Annotated in this window: 19 protein-coding genes; 12 read left to right on the plus strand and 7 right to left on the minus strand. The window is 53.2% G+C overall.

Annotation, left to right across the window (positions count from 1 at the left end; translation table 11 throughout):
- Positions 1 to 24: 24 nt before the first annotated feature.
- The 3 genes from Q3970_RS04040 to Q3970_RS04050 all read left to right on the plus strand — a co-directional run bounded on the left by Q3970_RS04040 (position 25) and on the right by Q3970_RS04050 (position 2,803).
- Positions 25 to 477, plus strand: coding sequence for a bacterioferritin (locus Q3970_RS04040; protein WP_303099323.1), 453 nt, complete (start codon positions 25 to 27; stop codon positions 475 to 477).
- 18 nt (positions 478 to 495) lie between these two features.
- A complete protein-coding gene (locus Q3970_RS04045; protein WP_303099324.1) occupies positions 496 to 927 on the plus strand; it encodes an organic hydroperoxide resistance protein in 432 nt (143 codons plus the stop codon).
- 277 nt (positions 928 to 1,204) lie between these two features.
- Entirely contained in the window at positions 1,205 to 2,803 is a 1,599-nt protein-coding gene (locus tag Q3970_RS04050; protein WP_303099325.1) for a peptide chain release factor 3, read from the plus strand.
- Between the two features lie 260 nt (positions 2,804 to 3,063).
- Here Q3970_RS04050 and Q3970_RS04055 read toward each other — a convergent pair whose 3' ends face one another.
- Positions 3,064 to 3,552 carry a NemA protein gene (locus Q3970_RS04055; RefSeq protein ID WP_303099326.1) on the minus strand — a complete coding sequence of 163 codons (489 nt, stop codon included), beginning with the start codon at positions 3,550 to 3,552 and terminating at the stop codon, positions 3,064 to 3,066.
- A 299-nt stretch (positions 3,553 to 3,851) separates the two neighbouring features.
- On the opposite strand from Q3970_RS04055, the gene Q3970_RS04060 reads away from it, so the two are divergent.
- The 3 genes from Q3970_RS04060 to Q3970_RS04070 all read left to right on the plus strand — a co-directional run bounded on the left by Q3970_RS04060 (position 3,852) and on the right by Q3970_RS04070 (position 6,768).
- Entirely contained in the window at positions 3,852 to 4,715 is an 864-nt protein-coding gene (locus Q3970_RS04060) for a cation diffusion facilitator family transporter (protein ID WP_303099327.1), read from the plus strand.
- Between the two features lie 125 nt (positions 4,716 to 4,840).
- A complete protein-coding gene (locus tag Q3970_RS04065) occupies positions 4,841 to 6,184 on the plus strand; it encodes an AGE family epimerase/isomerase (protein WP_303099328.1) in 1,344 nt (447 codons plus the stop codon).
- 296 nt (positions 6,185 to 6,480) lie between these two features.
- Positions 6,481 to 6,768 (plus strand): hypothetical protein, encoded by a 288-nt coding sequence (locus Q3970_RS04070; RefSeq protein WP_303099329.1) that lies wholly within the window; start codon positions 6,481 to 6,483, stop codon positions 6,766 to 6,768.
- 65 nt (positions 6,769 to 6,833) lie between these two features.
- On the opposite strand, the gene grcA is transcribed toward Q3970_RS04070, so the two are convergent.
- On the minus strand, positions 6,834 to 7,220 hold the full coding sequence (grcA, locus tag Q3970_RS04075) for an autonomous glycyl radical cofactor GrcA (RefSeq protein WP_303099330.1): 387 nt from the start codon (positions 7,218 to 7,220) through the stop codon (positions 6,834 to 6,836).
- Between the two features lie 279 nt (positions 7,221 to 7,499).
- Between grcA and Q3970_RS04080 the strand changes: the two genes are divergently transcribed.
- Positions 7,500 to 8,837: an anaerobic C4-dicarboxylate transporter gene (locus Q3970_RS04080; RefSeq protein WP_303099331.1), complete on the plus strand. Its 1,338-nt coding sequence runs from the start codon at positions 7,500 to 7,502 to the stop codon at positions 8,835 to 8,837.
- Positions 8,838 to 8,918: 81 nt separating this feature from the next.
- On the opposite strand, the gene leuD is transcribed toward Q3970_RS04080, so the two are convergent.
- From leuD to leuC, 3 genes are all read right to left on the minus strand, one after another.
- The gene (gene leuD / locus Q3970_RS04085; RefSeq protein ID WP_303099332.1) at positions 8,919 to 9,560 is read right to left on the minus strand and encodes a 3-isopropylmalate dehydratase small subunit; all 642 of its coding nucleotides are present in this window, start codon (positions 9,558 to 9,560) and stop codon (positions 8,919 to 8,921) included.
- A 60-nt stretch (positions 9,561 to 9,620) separates the two neighbouring features.
- Positions 9,621 to 9,758 (minus strand): entericidin A/B family lipoprotein, encoded by a 138-nt coding sequence (locus Q3970_RS04090; RefSeq protein WP_303099333.1) that lies wholly within the window; start codon positions 9,756 to 9,758, stop codon positions 9,621 to 9,623.
- Positions 9,759 to 9,892: 134 nt separating this feature from the next.
- Positions 9,893 to 11,299, minus strand: coding sequence for a 3-isopropylmalate dehydratase large subunit (gene leuC / locus Q3970_RS04095; RefSeq protein ID WP_303099334.1), 1,407 nt, complete (start codon positions 11,297 to 11,299; stop codon positions 9,893 to 9,895).
- Positions 11,300 to 11,542: 243 nt separating this feature from the next.
- Between leuC and gshA the strand changes: the two genes are divergently transcribed.
- The 5 genes from gshA (at position 11,543) to Q3970_RS04120 (ending at position 15,920) form a co-directional block, all read left to right on the plus strand.
- Positions 11,543 to 12,886, plus strand: coding sequence for a glutamate--cysteine ligase (gshA, locus tag Q3970_RS04100; protein ID WP_303099335.1), 1,344 nt, complete (start codon positions 11,543 to 11,545; stop codon positions 12,884 to 12,886).
- Between the two features lie 202 nt (positions 12,887 to 13,088).
- Complete coding sequence (locus Q3970_RS04105) at positions 13,089 to 14,129, plus strand: zinc-dependent alcohol dehydrogenase family protein (protein ID WP_303099336.1); 1,041 nt, start codon at positions 13,089 to 13,091, stop codon at positions 14,127 to 14,129.
- Between the two features lie 320 nt (positions 14,130 to 14,449).
- Entirely contained in the window at positions 14,450 to 14,689 is a 240-nt protein-coding gene (locus Q3970_RS04110) for a hypothetical protein (protein ID WP_303099337.1), read from the plus strand.
- 305 nt (positions 14,690 to 14,994) lie between these two features.
- Positions 14,995 to 15,285 (plus strand): RNA chaperone Hfq, encoded by a 291-nt coding sequence (hfq, locus tag Q3970_RS04115; protein ID WP_303099338.1) that lies wholly within the window; start codon positions 14,995 to 14,997, stop codon positions 15,283 to 15,285.
- A 74-nt stretch (positions 15,286 to 15,359) separates the two neighbouring features.
- Complete coding sequence (locus Q3970_RS04120; RefSeq protein WP_303099339.1) at positions 15,360 to 15,920, plus strand: class I SAM-dependent methyltransferase; 561 nt, start codon at positions 15,360 to 15,362, stop codon at positions 15,918 to 15,920.
- Positions 15,921 to 16,208: 288 nt separating this feature from the next.
- Here Q3970_RS04120 and Q3970_RS04125 read toward each other — a convergent pair whose 3' ends face one another.
- Together Q3970_RS04125 and Q3970_RS04130 are read right to left on the minus strand one after the other, a co-directional pair.
- The gene (locus Q3970_RS04125; protein WP_303099340.1) at positions 16,209 to 16,502 is read right to left on the minus strand and encodes a hypothetical protein; all 294 of its coding nucleotides are present in this window, start codon (positions 16,500 to 16,502) and stop codon (positions 16,209 to 16,211) included.
- 33 nt (positions 16,503 to 16,535) lie between these two features.
- On the minus strand, positions 16,536 to 17,234 hold the full coding sequence (locus Q3970_RS04130; RefSeq protein WP_303099341.1) for an energy-coupling factor ABC transporter permease: 699 nt from the start codon (positions 17,232 to 17,234) through the stop codon (positions 16,536 to 16,538).
- Positions 17,235 to 17,263 lie beyond the last annotated feature (29 nt).

A 17,263-nucleotide genomic window follows, 5' to 3' on the forward strand; every position in this document is an offset into this window, starting at 1 on the left:
TATACTGTTAAATAGGAGACTGACATGGCAAAAGACAGGCAACTCGCAATCTTGAAAGCAATGGCCAAAACTTGGTTTGGCAATTCGCAGCAGCACAGCATTCATGCCGAGATTATCCGACAAAAAGGCTACCCCAAGCTGGCAGACAAAATGCAGGCAGAAGCACAGGATGAGTGGCAGGAAGCACAACGCGTCAACGCCCGCCTGCTGGAACTTGGCGGTATGCCCGAAGTCGCGATTGATGCTTTTCCTGTTTTTGACGATATTCGTGAAATGTTGGCCTATGATTATCAGGAAGGCATTAAAGGCATGGCAGAGCTGAATGCGCTTGTGGCGGAATTTGCTGATGATTACATCAGCCGGCGCATGATTGAGGAATTCATCGTGGATGAGCAAGAGCACACTAATTGGCTTGCCGAACATTTGGGCTTGATTGAAGAAATCGGCTATCAAAATTATTTGATTCAACAACTTTGATTTATACAGGAGCTTAAAATGAAAATTTTCTACAAAACATCGGCCACCGCCACCGGAGGCCGCGACGGCCATACGCAGGTGGACGACGGCTCGATCGGCTTTGATTTGGTCGGCTTTCAAAACGACAACGGCAAACAGGGCACCAACCCAGAGCAATTGTTTGCCATGGGCTACGCCGCCTGTTTCGACAGCGCGATGAACCACGTTGCCCCGAGTTTGGGCTTGAAACCGACATCATCCAGCACCACCGTGGGCGTGGGCATCGGCCAAAAAGCCGACGGCGCCTTTGCCCTGGATTTGGACATCACGATTACGGTTGCGGGCTTGAGCGTGGAAGATGCGAAGAAACTGATTGAAAAAGCGCATGCCGTATGCCCGTATTCCAACGCCACGCGCGGTAATGTGGATGCGCGTTTGCATGTGAACGTGGTGCAGTCTTTCGATTTGTAAGCCGCTGCCGGAATTTTTAATCAGCCGTGGCATTGAGGCCGTCTGAAAAGTTTTCAGACGGCCTGAAAAATATCCAAATACGGATTGCCCCAGTTTAAATATTGAAAAAACAAGCGTTTTTTTATACAATTCGGCGCCTTGTTTTATCGGTCGGTTTGTATGGCAGGCCGTCTGAAAAAACTTTTCAGACGGCCTGTTTGGCAGTTGCGTGGTTTACCCGTTCAAACCAACCTAAGCCGAAACCGTTTTTCATATAGTGTATAGATTAAGAGCAGCCATGTCGAATATTCCACAAGAAGTGCGCCGCCGCCGCACCTTTGCCATCATTTCCCACCCCGATGCGGGTAAAACCACGCTCACCGAAAAACTGCTGCTGTTTTCGGGTGCGATTCAGAGCGCGGGCACAGTGAAGGGCAAGAAAAGCGGCAAGTTCGCCACTTCCGACTGGATGGAAATCGAGAAGCAGCGCGGCATTTCCGTGGCTTCTTCGGTGATGCAGTTCGACTACCGCGACCACACCGTCAACCTGCTCGATACACCCGGCCACCAAGACTTCTCGGAAGACACCTACCGTGTATTGACGGCGGTGGACAGCGCGCTGATGGTGATTGACGCGGCCAAAGGCGTGGAGGCGCAAACGATTAAACTCTTAAACGTTTGCCGCCTGCGCAACACGCCCATCGTTACCTTTATGAACAAATACGACCGCGAAGTGCGCGATTCGCTGGAACTGCTCGACGAAGTGGAAAATATTCTGAAAATCCGCTGCGCGCCGATAACCTGGCCGATCGGCATGGGCAAAAACTTCAAGGGTGTGTATCACATTCTGAACGACGAAATTTACCTGTTCGATGCAGGCGGCGAGCGTTTGCCGCACGAGTTCGACATCATCAAAGGCATAGCCAACCCCGAGCTGGAAAAGCGTTTTCCGCTGGAAATCCAACAGCTGCGCGATGAAATCGAGCTGGTGCAGGCCGCGTCCAACGAATTTGATTTAGACGAATTTTTGGCAGGCGGACTCACGCCCGTGTTCTTCGGCTCGGCGATTAACAACTTCGGTATTCAGGAAATCTTGAATTCGCTGATTGACTGGGCGCCCGCGCCGCAAGGCCGCGATGCGACCGTGCGCGAAGTGATGCCGTCTGAAGAAAAATTCTCGGGTTTTGTGTTTAAAATCCAAGCCAATATGGATCCGAAACACCGCGACCGCATTGCCTTCTTGCGCGTGTGTTCGGGCAAATTCGAGCGCGGTATGAAGATGAAGCACCTGCGGATTAACCGCGAAATCGCCGCCTCCAGCGTGGTAACGTTTATGTCGCACGACCGCGAACTGGTGGAAGAAGCCTACGCGGGCGACATCATCGGCATTCCCAACCACGGCAACATCCAAATCGGCGACAGTTTTTCCGAAGGCGAACAGCTGGCCTTTACCGGCATCCCGTTTTTCGCGCCCGAACTGTTCCGCAGCGTGCGCATCAAAAACCCGCTGAAAATCAAACAGCTGCAAAAAGGCTTGCAACAGCTGGGCGAAGAAGGCGCGGTGCAGGTGTTCAAACCGCACAGCGGCGGCGATTTGATTTTGGGCGCGGTGGGTGTGTTGCAGTTTGAAGTGGTTACCTCGCGCCTGGCCGCCGAATACGGCGTGGAAGCCGTGTTCGACAACGCTTCCATCTGGTCGGCACGCTGGGTGTCGTGCGCCGACAAGAAAAAGCTGGCCGAATTTGAAAAAGCCAACGCGGCCAACTTGTCGGTAGACGCGGGCGGCAACCTGGCCTACCTCGCCCCCAACCGCGTGAACCTGAATTTAACGCAGGAACGCTGGCCGGACATCGTGTTCCACGAAACGCGCGAGCATTCGGTGAATCTGAACGCTTGAGTTTAATAGGCAAACCGGGCCGAAGTCTTGGCCGGTTTGTTTGTTATTCCGCCTCCGCCTTCCGCTACCGCGGTCATACTCGGGCTTGACCCGAGTATCTGCTATTTTTTCGAAACAATAAGATGCTCGGGTCAAGTCCGGGCATGACGTAGAGATTTTAAAATACCGGAGAATTTTGCAAAGGCTTCAGGCCGTCTGAAAGATAATGCTTTCAGACGGCCTGTTCCATTGATGCTTGCCATTGGGCAAAAGCCGCCGGATTAATATTTCGCGTTTACCAGCCTGCCGTTTTTGAAAACCTGCTGCTGCATCACGTTGCCGTTGTAGGCATAGGTGGTCAGCGTGCCGTCTTCGGGGTGGGCGCGGAAATCCATCAGGCGGCTGCGGGGCAGGGTGTAGGGGTCGGTGCGTTTTTGGTTGTTGTCGCTGTAGAAATCCTGCACGGTGTATTCGTTGCTGCGTTTGCCGATCAGCCGGCGGTGAAAGCCGCCTTTAACCGGTTGGTTGCGGGCGTTGCCTTGGGCGTCGAAATAGGTAACGGTTTGCTCTTCCACTACGTTTACGCCGTCTTTGGTGTTGCCGCCGGTGCGGGTGCGGTCCAGCCCGACGGGGATATTGATGGAAGTGCCCAAGCCGACATGGCGGCCTATGCCGGTGCCCACACCCACGCCCACCGACATACCGGGCGTGCCTACGGTGCAGGCGCTCAGGGCGGTGCAGAGTGCGGCGGCAGATAAAATGTGTTTCATGATTGAATCCTTTGTTGAGGCGGCAGGGAGGCTCAAACAAATTTGAAGCTTCTGCAACAATACCGCCTGTTTTTCATGCTGTGCAAACGGGTTGGGGTTATTTTAATGGTGTTTCAGATTTTGCCAAGGTTAGGGTTGTGTAAAAATTCAGGCATATCTGTTTTGCCTGCGGGGCGGATATTGCCGGTAAAGCAGTTACGGCATTACCCGAAGGTTCAGACGGCCTCTGCCGATTCGGAAAATTTCGGGTGCAAACATGTACAATCTTTCATCACATTTTTGAAACAAAGGGATGCTGTATGGAACTTTCGCGCGAACGCTTATTGAAGCTTGCCACATATGCTTCTACCGCCACGGCTTTGCTGCTGGCCGGGCTGAAAGCTGCCGCTTGGCTGTTTAGCGGGTCGGTGAGCATTTTGGCGAGTTTTACCGATTCGCTCACCGACCTTGCCGCCAGCGCGCTCAATCTTTTGGCGGTACGCCTGGCTTTGCAGCCTGCCGACGAAAACCACCCGTTCGGCCACGGCAAGGCCGAAGGCTTGTCGGCATTGGCGCAGTCGGCATTTATCGGCGGCTCGGCGGTGTTTCTGTTTTTAAACGCCTTCGGCCGCCTGATGAAGCCCGAGCCTTTGCAGCATACCGGCTGGGGCGTTGCGGTGATGGTGGTGTCGGTGGTGATGACGCTGGCGCTGGTGGCGTTTCAGCGCTATGTGGTCAAACGCACGGGGTCGCAGGCCGTCGCCGCCGACCGGCTGCACTATGTTACCGATCTGCTTTCCAATTCGGTGGTGTTGGCGGCGCTGCTGACGGCATCTTACGGCTGGTATTCGGCCGACGCATGGCTGGCGCTGGGTTTGGCGGCCTGGATTCTGAAAAGTGCTTTCGATATCGGCAAAGAAGCGGTCAACACCCTGATGGACAAGGCCCTGCCGCACGGGCAAACTGAGGCTGTCAGGGAAGCTGCGCTGAACGTGCCGCAGGTGCGGGGCGTGCACGATTTGAAAACCCGCCGGTCGGGCGCGCAGGTGTTCGTGCAGCTGCATATCGAAGTGAGCGCCGCCGCCAGCCTCGAAGAGGCGCACGAAACGGCCAAAGCGGTGGCGGCCAATATCCGCGCCCTGTTTGAAAACGCAGAAGTGCTGGTGCACACTGATCCGGTGTGAAGCAGATTGTGAGCTGTATCAAGGCCGTCTGAAAAAGGGTGAACTTATCGCTTTTCAGACGGCCTATTCATAACCAGAGGAAAAATCGAAAACCCGCAACCGTTATCTCAAACAGGAGAAACCGCATGATTACCCCGCTTCACAACCCGCAACACCAACAATGGCTGATCAGACAGAGCAGGGCGCTGCTGGAATTTGCCCGCAAATCGAAAGTGCCGTTCGGCTTCGGCTATCTCGACAAACACGGCGAAGTCGATTTGTCGCAGCCCGTGCAAACCTGGATCAGCTGCCGCATGACGCATATCTACAGCATCGGCGCGCTGATGGGCATTGAAGGCTGCCACGAGTTGGCCGAACACGGCATCAATGCGCTGCTCGAGCATTTTCAAGACCGCGAACACGGCGGCTTTTTCGAAGCGCTCGAGCACCGGCCGGGCGCAGGCGGGCTGGCCGTACCCACCGAAGCCGGCACACAGAAAACAGCCTATGCCCACGCTTTTGTGCTGTTGGCCGCATCCAGCGGCCTGTTGGCGGGAATCAGGCGGGCAGACGAGCTGTTTGACGCCATAAGCGCGGTTCACGACCGTTATTTTTGGGACGAAGCCGCAGGAAAAATGCGCGAATCGTTCTCGCGCGACTTTTCCGAAAGCGAACCCTATCGCGGCGTAAACGCCAATATGCACACCGTTGAAGCCTGCCTGGCCGCATTCGACGCGCAACTGGCGCTGGGCGCCGCCCCCGGCGACGAACGTGCGGCACGCTGGCTCGGGCGCGCCAATTCGATTCTGCAATTCGTGTTCGGCCTTTGCGGACAAAACGCCTACCGTATTCCCGAACATTTCGACGAAAACTGGAACATCGTTTGGGACTACAACGAGCACGACAAAGCGCACCAGTTCCGCCCCTACGGCGCCACGGTCGGCCATGCGCTCGAATGGGCGCGCCTGGGCTGCCATGCCCTGGTAATGAACCGTAAATACGGCGTGAAAACCCCGTCGGATTATTCCGCCACCGCCTTCGGCCTGTTCCGCCAGGCACTCAACAATTGGCACGGCGACGGCGCGGCGGGCTTTGTTTACACCACCGATTTCGAAGGCAACCCGATTGTGCGCGACCGTATGCACTGGGTGTTGTGCGAAGGCATAGGCGCGTGCGTGGCGCTGGAGGGCATCAACGCAGGCCACGCCCCGATCGGCGGCTTGGGTGCGGCGCAAGGTTATGTGGAGGCTGAACTCGGCAGCGAATTTTCTTATTGGTACGAAACCTTTACCGCCTATACCGCGCAATATCTGCTGGAGGGCGAGGGGCGCTGGTATCACCAGCTCGACATCGAAAACCGCCCCGACGAAAGCGTTTGGTCGGGCAAGCCCGATATTTACCACGCCTTCCAATGCCTGCTGCTGCCGCTCTTGCCGTTCGGCCATTTCATCACCGCAGCGGTGAAGCAGCATCCCGAGAATGTAAAATAAGGGATTGCCGGTTGTTTGTTGCGGAAGCTGTATAGTCGGACGGCTTATTTGATAACCGTTTCGTCATACTCGGGCTTGACCCGAGTATCTAAAGATTTCTTTTGAAATAAAGAGATGCTCGGGTCAAGCCCGAGCATGACGCAGAGGTTTTAAAATGGCGGCATGGCTTGCAAAAGTCTCAGGCCGAGGCCTTTGCAAAAACACCTTAAAGCCGTCTGAAAACAGGCCGCTTCCGGTTTGTTTGCGACAGGGTTTATAATCCTACCTTTATTTTTCAGATTTCAGACGGCCGCATCGTGAATAAAGAACTGCTCGGTATCATTTTTCTGCCCGCAGGCGTGATCAGCATGTGTATGGCGGCTTTGTGGCAGATGTATGTGATGATCACCGAAAGCTACACGCTCAACCGCTTCAAAGACAAACAGCTGGTGTGGGTGGTGGCCGCCCTGTTTTTCAGCTTCAGCCTCGCCGTTTACTGGTTTTGCCCGAACGCGCGCAAGAAAGGCATTTTGTTTGTGCTGCTGGGCGGGGGTGGCGCACTGATGTATGTGTTGGCCAGAATATGGCTGCCGTTCGGCAGGTAAAGCTTTGGATTCAAAAGGAACAGGCCGTCTGAAACTTTCAGACGGCCTGTTTTGCTGTATGAAAATTACAGGCTGTTGGTAAAAGTGCGGGTTATCACATCGCGCTGCTGTTCGGGTGTGAGCGAGTTGAAACGCACGGCATAGCCTGATACGCGGATGGTCAGCTGAGGATATTTGTCGGGGTTGGCAACGGCGTCTTCCAAGGTTTCGCGGGTTAACACGTTCACGTTCAAATGTTGGCCGCCTTCCACTTTCGGGCGGGCGGTGATATCCACCGGCACTTCTTTGTAGGAAACGTCGCCTAAAGCAGACAAAGCTGTTACGTCGTCTTCGCGGTATTTGCTGCCTTTAACGCACAGGCAGCGTACTTCTTGGGTTTCGTCGTCCAGCAGCCAGAAAGAGCCTGTCAGGTCTGAATCGGTGCTGCGGGTGATTTGGATGCCTTTAATCATGGCTTATCCTTTCGTTCAGGGTGGGTGTTGAAAAATTACATGCAAACATTTTATACCCCGGGCCCGAACTGATTTTGACTTGAGTCAACTTACAAAATACTACACCGGCCGAATTGAAATTATTTCTACAAGGTATTTAATATGTTGTTTTAAATATGTTATTTAAATTACGGTTAAACGGCCTGCGTATTGGTTCAAACATTTGAAACAGTTTGCGGCTGTTTGAAACTATGTTAAAAATAAAGTTCATACTTTAATTCAGACATTCAGGATGGGCAGATGGACATTTCTTTATTACTGCAACTGGCCGTTTTACTGGGCGCGATTTTTCTCGGCGTGCGTTTGGGCGGCCTGGCCATCGGCTACACCGGCGGTTTGGGTGTGGCGGTGCTGGCGTTGGCATTGGGCATGGAGCCGGGCAAGGTTCCTTATGATGTGATTCTGATTATTATGGCGGTGATTTCCGCCATTGCCGCGCTGCAACTGGCGGGCGGTTTGGATTATCTGGTGCGCGCCGCCGAGCGCCTGCTGCGCCGGAATCCGAAAAACATCAATTTCTTGGCGCCCACAGTTACTTATTTTCTCACCATTCTCGCCGGCACGGGGCACACGGCGTTTTCGATGATGCCGGTGATTGTGGAAGTGGCCAAAAGCGAAAATATCCGCCCCAGCGCGCCGTTGAGCATCGCCGTGGTGGCTTCGCAGATTGCCATTACCGCTTCGCCCGTGAGTGCGGCGGTGGTGTTTATGAGCGGTGTGCTAGAGCCTTTGGGGGTGAGCTACCCCAAATTGCTGCTGGTGTGGCTGGTTACCACTTATGCGGCCTGTATGCTGGTGGCGCTGCTGATTAATTTGTTCGGCAATCTGGATTTGTCGAAAAGCAAGGCTTATCAACAGCGTTTGGCCGAAGGCTTGGTGCAGCCGCACAATGTGGGTGAGCGCGAAGCGCTGCCTGCGGGCGCACGCAAATCGGTGTGGATTTTCTTCGGCGGCGTGGTGGCGGTGGTGCTGTATGCCTGCGCGATTTCGCCTGCCGTGGGTTTGATTAAAGAGCCGGTGCTGCCGCGCGACGGCGCGATTATCAGCTTTATGATGATTATCGCCAGCCTGATTGTGATGTGCTGCAAGCTCGATACCGGCAAGCTGCTGGATATGAGCACGTTTAAATCGGGCATGGCCGCCTGCGTGTGTGTGCTGGGCGTGGCTTGGTTGGGCGACACGTTTGTGAGCGGCCATATCGATGCCGTTAAAGAAACCGCTTCGGCGCTGGTGGGCAATTATCCGTGGCTGTTAGCGGTGGCGCTGTTTTTCGCCAGCATGCTGCTGTATTCGCAGGCGGCAACGGCCAAAGCCATTATGCCCGCCGTGATTCTGGCGCTGGGCATCACGCCGGAAAACAATTCGCAAGTGTATATTCTGGTGGCCAGTTTTGCCGCCGTATCGGCGCTGTTTGTTTTGCCCACTTATCCGACCCTGCTCGGCGCGGTGCAGATGGACGACACCGGCAGCACGCGCATCGGCCGTTTCGTGTTCAACCACTCGTTTCTAATCCCCGGCGTATTGGCGATTGTGTTTGCCGTGGCTTTAGGGTTTGTGGTGGCACCGCTGGTGCTGTAGACGAAGATAAAAACAAACCCTTACATCCGCATAAGTGTGGTAATTATGCGGATGTAAGGGTTTGTTTTTATCTGAAAATAATCAAACGTTAAACAGCCACGGCTGAGAGGCTTTGCGCTTTTCTTCAAACGCTTTGATTTCACCGGCATGTTGCAGGGTCAGGCCGATTTCGTCGAGGCCGTTTAACAGGCAGTGTTTGCGGTGTTCGGTAATGTCGAAAGTAAAAGTTTGACCGCTGGGGGTGGTAAGTGTTTGCTTTTCCAAATCAATGGCCAGCCGGTAGCCTTCGTTGGCTTCGACTTCTTTAAACAGTTGATCGACTTCTTCTTCGCTCAACACAATCGGCAGCAGGCCGTTTTTGTAGCAGTTGTTGAAGAAAATATCGGCAAAGCTGGGGGCGATTACGGCTCGGAAACCGTAGTCGTCGAGCGCCCACGGGGCGTGCTCGCGCGAGGAGCCGCAGCCGAAGTTTTTACGGGTAAGCAGAATCTGTGCGCCTTGATAGCGCGGCTGGTTAAGTGAAAAATCAGGATTAAGCGGGCGCTTGCTGTTGTCCATGCCCGGCTCACCGTGATCGAGATAGCGCCATTCGTCGAAGGCGTTGGGGCCGAACCCTGAGCGCTTGATGGATTTTAAGAATTGTTTGGGGATAATGGCGTCGGTATCGACGTTGGCGCGGTCAAGCGGGGCAACCAGCGCGGTAATTTGCGTGAATGCTTTCATGTTTGTACTTTCGGGCGAAAAACGCCCCCGCGCGGTGCGGTGCGAGGGGGCGGGGCTTGTTTAGTTGGCGTGGCGGTCGGCAGATTGTTCGAGATTGCTGCCTACGCGGGAAATATCTTTGCCGAAACCGGACACGGTATTGCAGGCAGACAGTGAAACTGCAGAGGCCAAAGCGGCCAACAACATGAGTTTTTTCATGTTTTAATCTCCATAATATTTGAAAGTACTGGCAATATGCATTACTGCATGTTTGTTATCATGCCAAAGTTTTTTCTAAAAAACAATTTTCCGGAGCAGGCCGTCTGAAAGTTTTTCAGACGGCCTGTTGTTTTTTACAAACTGCGCACGTCGGTAAAATGGCCGGCAACCGCGGCGGCGGCGGCCATTGCGGGGCTGACCAAGTGGGTGCGCCCACCGTTGCCTTGGCGGCCTTCGAAGTTGCGGTTGGAGGTGGAGGCGCAGCGCTCCTGCGGAGCGAGGCGGTCGGCGTTCATGGCCAGGCACATCGAGCAGCCCGGTTCGCGCCATTCGAAGCCGGCTTCGGTGAAGATTTTGTCCAAGCCTTCGCGCTCGGCCTGCTCTTTTACCAAGCCGGAGCCGGGCACCACCAATACGCGGCTGACGTTGGCGGCTTTTTGGCGGCCTTTGGCCACGGCGGCGGCTTCACGCAAATCTTCAATGCGGCTGTTGGTGCAGGAGCCGATAAACACTACATCGACGGGGATTTGATTGAGCGGGGTGTCGGCAGTCAAGCCCATGTATTCCAGTGCGCGCTCCATACCGCTGCGTTTGACCGGATCGGCCTCGTTGGCGGGGTTGGGCACTTTGCCGTTGATGTCGAGCACCATTTCGGGCGAAGTGCCCCAAGTAACCTGCGGTTCGATATCGGCAGCGTCGAACTCGTAAACTTTGTCGAAAACCGCGCCTTCGTCGGAAACCAGCGTTTGCCAGTAGGCCACGGCTTTTTCCCAATCTTCGCCTTTGGGGGCAAGCGGTTTGTTTTTCACATAATCGATGGTGGTTTGATCGACTGCCACGATGCCGCTGCGCGCACCGGCTTCGATAGCCATGTTGCACAGGGTCATGCGGCCTTCCATCGACAAGCTGCGGATGGCTTCGCCGCCGAACTCAACCGCATAACCGGTACCGCCGGCGGTGCCGATTTGGCCGATGATGTATAAGGCTGCGTCTTTGGCGGTTACGCCGGGTTTCAGACGGCCGTTCACTTTAATCAGCATGGACTTGGATTTTTTGGCGGTGATGCACTGGGTGGCCATGGTGTGCTCGACTTCGGAAGTGCCGATGCCGTGCGCCAGTGCGCCGAATGCGCCGTGGGTGGAAGTGTGCGAGTCGCCGCAAACCACGGTCATGCCGGGCAGGGTGGCGCCCTGTTCGGGGCCCATCACGTGCACAATGCCTTGGCCTTTGTCTTTAAACGGAAAATAAGCCAGCGCGCCGAATTCTTTGATGTTGCTGTCCAAGGTGTCGACTTGCAGTTTGGAAACCGGATCTTGGATGCCTTTGTCCCAATCGTTGGTGGGGGTGTTGTGGTCGGCGGTGGAAACTACGCTGTCGATGCGCCACAGTTTGCGGCCGGCCATTTTCAGGCCTTCGAAAGCCTGCGGACTGGTAACTTCGTGCACAAGGTGGCGGTCGATATAGAGCAGGACGGTGCCGTCTTCTTCTTCGCGCACAATATGGCTGTTCCAGAGTTTGTCGTAAAGGGTTTGCGGTTTCATGGTTTGTGCTTTTGTTATCAAAGAAAATATCGCATGATGGTAGCGATTTGCGGGGCGGAATGCAAGCAAAATGTCTAAAAAAAATGGTTGACTTGGTTTTTGCTGGGATTTTTTAAAAATTTTAGACATTTTGTCTTGTTTTAGAACTTCGTATGCTATCAATAAACCATCTTGGTGCTTGTATAGGCCGTCTGAAAAACCTATTATGCGGGGGTTAACAGTTTTTAATGCAGGTGAAAAACCATGTCGCTGCCCGTGATGTCTAGTGCTTATCTGACGCAACTGCAAGAATTTGAAAGAAAAATCTTAAGCAACCAAACCAAAATCGAAGCTTGGTTCCGCCAACAGTGGGCGCAGCACAAGCCGCCTTTTTACGGTTCGGTCGATATCCGCAACGCCGGCTATAAAATGGCTTCAATCGATATGAACCTGTTTCCGGGCGGTTTCAACAACCTAAATCCGAATTTTATCCAACTGGCCGCGCACGCCGCGCAAGACGCGGTCGAGCGTTCCTGCCCGCAGGCCAAATCGGTGCTGATTGTGCCCGAAAACCATACCCGCAATACGTTTTATCTGCAAAATGTGTATGCCTTGGCCAATATTCTGCGCTCGGCGGGTTTTGAAGTGCGCTTGGGCAGCCTGAATCCCGAAATTACCGAAGCCACCGAATTTGAAACCGCGTTGGGCGATAAAATTTTGCTCGAACCTTTGCAGCGCACCCGTGGGCGCGTGCATCTGGCCGACGGTTTTTCACCGTGTCTGGTGTTGCTCAACAACGATTTGTCGGGCGGTGTGCCTGAGGTTCTGCAAGGCATCAACCAAACCGTGCTGCCGCCTTTGCACGGCGGCTGGACCACGCGCCGCAAAACCGCCCATTTTGCCGCCTATGAGCGGGTGGCCGCCGAATTTGCCGAAATGCTGGATATAGACGTGTGGCACATCAACCCGTATTTCGAGCAAATCAGCGGCTTGGACTTTCAGGAACGAGAAGGTGAAGACGCACTGGCCGAAGCAGTGGAGCGGATGCTGGCGAAAATCCAAACCAAATATGATGAAAAAGGAATTGCCGACAAGCCTTTTGTGATTGTGAAAGCCGATGCGGGCACATACGGCATGGGTGTGATGAGCGTGAAATCGGCCGACGAAGTGCGCGGCTTGAACCGCAAAAACCGCAATAAAATGGCAAAAATCAAAGAAGGCTTGGAAGTGAGCGAAGTGATTGTGCAGGAAGGCATCTATACTTATGAAACGCTTAACGGCGCCGTTTCCGAGCCGGTGGTGTATATGATAGACCGCTTTGTAGTCGGCGGCTTTTTCCGTGTGCACGAAGGCCGGGGCACCGATGAAAACCTCAATGCCACGGGTATGTCGTTTGTACCGCTCAATCAGGCGATTCCTGTTGCGGGGGCGGAAAACGGCAGCGACGAACGCTGCAAACGCATATTCGCCCAATGGGATTCGCTCGGGGTGCCGCAAACTGATTCGGCCAATCCCGATTGCGAATGCAACCGCCTGTATGTGTACGGTGTGATGGCGCGGCTGTCGCTGCTGGCAGCTTCCCTAGAGCTGGAACAGGCAGCAGGATAGGAGGTGTCGGAATACAAGCCCATACAGGGCGAACCGCAGCAGTCATGCCGTCTGAAACCAGTTTTTCAGACGGCATGACTGTTTTGGTTTTTATAAATTGTTATAGTATAACATATTGAAATGGAAATAAATTTGACGTTTCAAAGCATTTACTTTATAACCGCTGTATCGCAGTTTCCACCAACCTTGAAAGGACGGCAAAATGAAAGCAATGGCTTATTACGGTGCGGGCGATATCCGCTTTGAAGAAAAACCGAAACCGCAGATTATCGATCCCACGGATGCGGTTGTTAAAATAACCAAAACCACCATCTGCGGCACCGACTTGGGCATCTGGAAAGGCAAAAACCCCGAAATCTCGGCAGGGCGCATTCTCGGTCACGAAGGTATCGGCATCGTTGAAGAAGTGGGTTCGGCGGTAAAAAACATTAAAAAAGGCGATAAAGTTATCATTTCGTGCGTGAGCAAATGCTGCACCTGCGATAACTGCAAAGTCCAGCTCTATTCGCACTGCCGTAATGGCGGTTGGATTCTCGGCTATATGATCGACGGCACGCAGGCCGAATATGTGCGCACGCCCTATGCCGACAACAGCCTGATTCCGCTGCCCGATAATGTCAACGAAGAAGTGGCGCTGCTGTTGAGCGACGCACTGCCCACCGCCCACGAAATCGGCGTGCAGTACGGAGATGTAAAACCGGGCGACACTGTGTTTATTGCCGGCGCCGGCCCTGTGGGTATGTCGGCTCTGCTGACTGCACAGTTATACAGCCCTTCGGTACTGATTATGTGCGATATGGACGAAAACCGTTTGAAACTGGCGAAAGAGTTGGGTGCCACCCATACCGTCAACCCTGCTTCGGGTGATGTGGCGGCACAGGTATCCGGTATTGTCGGTGAAGACGGTGTTGATGTGGCCATTGAGGCGGTAGGTATTCCCGCCACTTGGGATATGTGTCAAGACATCGTAAAACCTGGCGGCAATGTGGCTGTAGTTGGGGTGCACGGCGTACCTGTTGATTTCAAACTGGAAAAACTGTGGATTAAAAATCTCACCATTACCACCGGTCTGGTAAACGCCAATACAACCGAAATGCTGATGAAAGCAATTTCAACCAGTTCAGTCGATTACACCAAAATGCTCACCCACCGTTTCAAATTCAGCGAACTGGAAAAAGCCTACGATGTATTCAAACACGCTGCTGAAAACGGTGCGATGAAAGTGGTGTTGGTTGCAGACTAATCTGAATATATCGTGAAACTCGGGTTGCAAAAGGCCGTCTGAAAACAAAGTTTCAGACGGCCTTGATTGTTCGCACAGGTTGAATAAAGTTCATTTGCCAAACATTTTATTGCAAATAATTTTCTTTTTTAACATATTGCCGTATTTGTATAAAAACATTATCACTTTCCTTTCGATTTTTTAGAAACTTAATGAAGCCAAAGTAATCTGACTACACAATGCAGCCTATTCTGCATCATGACGGCTTTATGCCGGCTTACTTATCGGCCCGCACCTTCCGGGGCGGCTGAAAAACCATTTCAATTGAAAGGACTTTATTCATGAAAAAAGTATTGATTGCTGCCGCTTTCGCAACCCTGGCTCTGACTGCCTGTTCCAGCAACAAAGACAAAGCCCCCGAAACCGCCAACATCAGCGTTGAACAAGCTCTGCAAGAGTGCCAGCAAACTGTGGGCAATACTCAAGACCGCGCTGCCTTTGATGCTTGCATGAAAGACAAAGGCTTTGAGCGTCCTGATGCAGCTTCTGCTCCTGCAGAGCCTGCTGCTCCGGCAAAATAAACCTGTCGGTAAAAAGTACCTTTATTCAGGTTTGAAAAACGGCTGCCCGGCAGCCGTTTACTTTTTTTGTTACCGGCATAAAACGGGCAGGAGGCCGCTCAAGCCGCTTGTATTTTTCCGGATATCTGCATCACAGGTTGAACTTTCCCGCAGTATTGTTATCTTAATTTCAAGGCACGTTCAGTGCAGGGCTGAAAACGTTTGCATATTCTTACCGAAATAAGATTGGTAAAAAAGCGCATTCAAGGCTACAATCAGCAAATGTTTTCCCGAATATTTCAAAACCATAATAACGGAGTATAAAAATGACCGCGAAAGGACAAATGTTACAAGATCCTTTTTTGAACGCTCTGCGTAAAGAGCATGTGCCTGTTTCCATTTATCTGGTAAACGGTATCAAGCTTCAGGGGCAGGTTGAATCGTTCGACCAATATGTCGTGCTGTTGAGGAACACCTCAGTAACGCAAATGGTTTACAAACACGCCATTTCCACCATTGTTCCGGCACGTGCGGTGAGTTTGCAGCACGAAAACAAACAACCACAACCCCAGGCGGCAGCCCCCGTTCAAGTGGAAACCCAACAAGCTGCCGAATAAGGCATAAAAAATACCTTACCGTATCCGACACGGTAAGGTATTTTTTATCACGCTGTTTTTCAGACGGCCATGCGATGCTGTTAAACAATATTCTGCCTTTCACTCACGATTTGCTGCGCCACAGCATCCGCCCCGGCGAAAGCGTGCTTGACGGAACTGCTGGAAACGGACACGACACCCTGCTGTTGGCACAGTGCGCGGGATCGGAAGGTAAGGTGTGGGCATTTGACGTGCAACAGAAAGCGCTGGCTAAAACCGCAGCCCGCTTGGCAGATGCCGGCATACAGGCTCAGGTGGAATATGTGTGTGCGGGGCATGAAACATTGGCGGAATATATCAATGAACCGTTGGCGGCGGCAGTGTTTAATTTCGGCTGGCTGCCTGGTGGCGACAAAACGTTAACCACCCAAGCCGACACCAGCATATGCGCCTTGAATGCCGCATTGGCGCTGTTGAAACCGGGCGGCCTGCTGGCAGCGGTACTCTATCCCGGTCATGATGCCGGATATAGGGAGGCGAATGCTGTAGAAGCATGGGCAGCAGATTTGCCGCAACGGCAATATGCCGTGTTGAAATACGGTTTTATCAACCGCAAAAACTGCCCGCCTTATTTACTGGCTGTTGAGAAATTGTAGATTTAGGGTAGGTAACCGGCAGCAAATGGTGTTGTAGCTCCCTCTCTCATCTCGTAGTGTTACAATGTTTATGGGGTTGCCTGTGCTCCTTTTGAAGTTGTAGCTCCCTCTCTCATCTCGTAGTGTTACAATTACCCCAGCCTGAAACCCTTGTCTCATCAGGGTTTCAGGCTTTTTTGCCGGTAAAATTTCCGGATTAAAACAGCAAAAGCTGGTTGGCATTGACTTTTTTTTCTCGCGGTTTGATGTCGTCAATCAGTATATGCATCCCCGCAAACTGCTTTTCCGTTACTCCAAGCAGCGTATCCGCCCCTCTTGCGGCAGGTTTTTCTGCAGACGGGAGTAGTGTTTTTGCAACGCATCGCGCCCGAGCGTGCGGGTGAATTTATTGCCGAAGAGCAGAAGAAAATAGAGTGTGGCAGTCTGGCTTTCGTTAAAAGTTTTATCGCCCGATTTCACTGTTTCCGCTAAGGCATTCAGACGGCCTGCAGCAATATCGTGGCCGCTGTAATCCAACAACCACGCCTGATTGCGGATTTTCTGTTTCACAATCTGCTTGCATTCGCATTTCAAGTGCAACACTCAAATGCTGTTTGAGAGCCCTTGGAATTGCTGTTATTTCCAAATGCTGTTTTCGGCGCGCAAAAAACGCGTATCGTCGAAAGTGGCCAGCCATTGCGGCCGCAGTGCCACAAAAACCGCCGTAAGGATACCGCTTAAAAAAGCCTCTCCCCAAGCGAGCAGGAAAAACACCGGAAATGCCGACTGCCAAAGCGTTTCGGCGGCAAACACGCCCGCAAACTGCAACAGTGCCACCACCGACAGCCCCGTCAGCAGCATACCCGCCGCAGCGGCAAGAAAGCCGTTCAAAAAAATATAGATAAACAGGTTGTCGGGCAGTCCGGACGACAGGCGGCGGAACAAAAAATTAACCGTCGCGGCGGGCAGCAGCACAAACAGCGCGTTCAGCCCGGCGGCGTATAAATTGTCTGCACCGTGCAAACCGAGATAAGGCACCAGCAGCAAAGTACCCAGCCACAGTGCCGCAGGCAGGCCGAACATCAGCGTAAGCAGATTGATGCCGAGCAGGTGGTAGCTCATGCCGGCCAGTTGGCCGCCGCCCAAGCCTGCGTTAAGGCCCCACAGCACGGCCAAATAGGCCGCGGCAGCAACAACCGCCCCGCTGCGGCGGTTCAGCGCAGCAAAAGCCGGTTTGGCCGCCGCCAGCAAAACCGCCGCCCACAACAGCAGGGCGGTAAAGAGCAGGGAAGGGGGGAACCATTCGGCCAGAAAATACATTTGTTTACGGAGCAAAGGTGTTCAGACGGCCTGATTTATACCCC

This window comes from Neisseria sp. (assembly GCF_030530745.1).
Classification (GTDB): Bacteria; Pseudomonadota; Gammaproteobacteria; order Burkholderiales; family Neisseriaceae; genus Neisseria.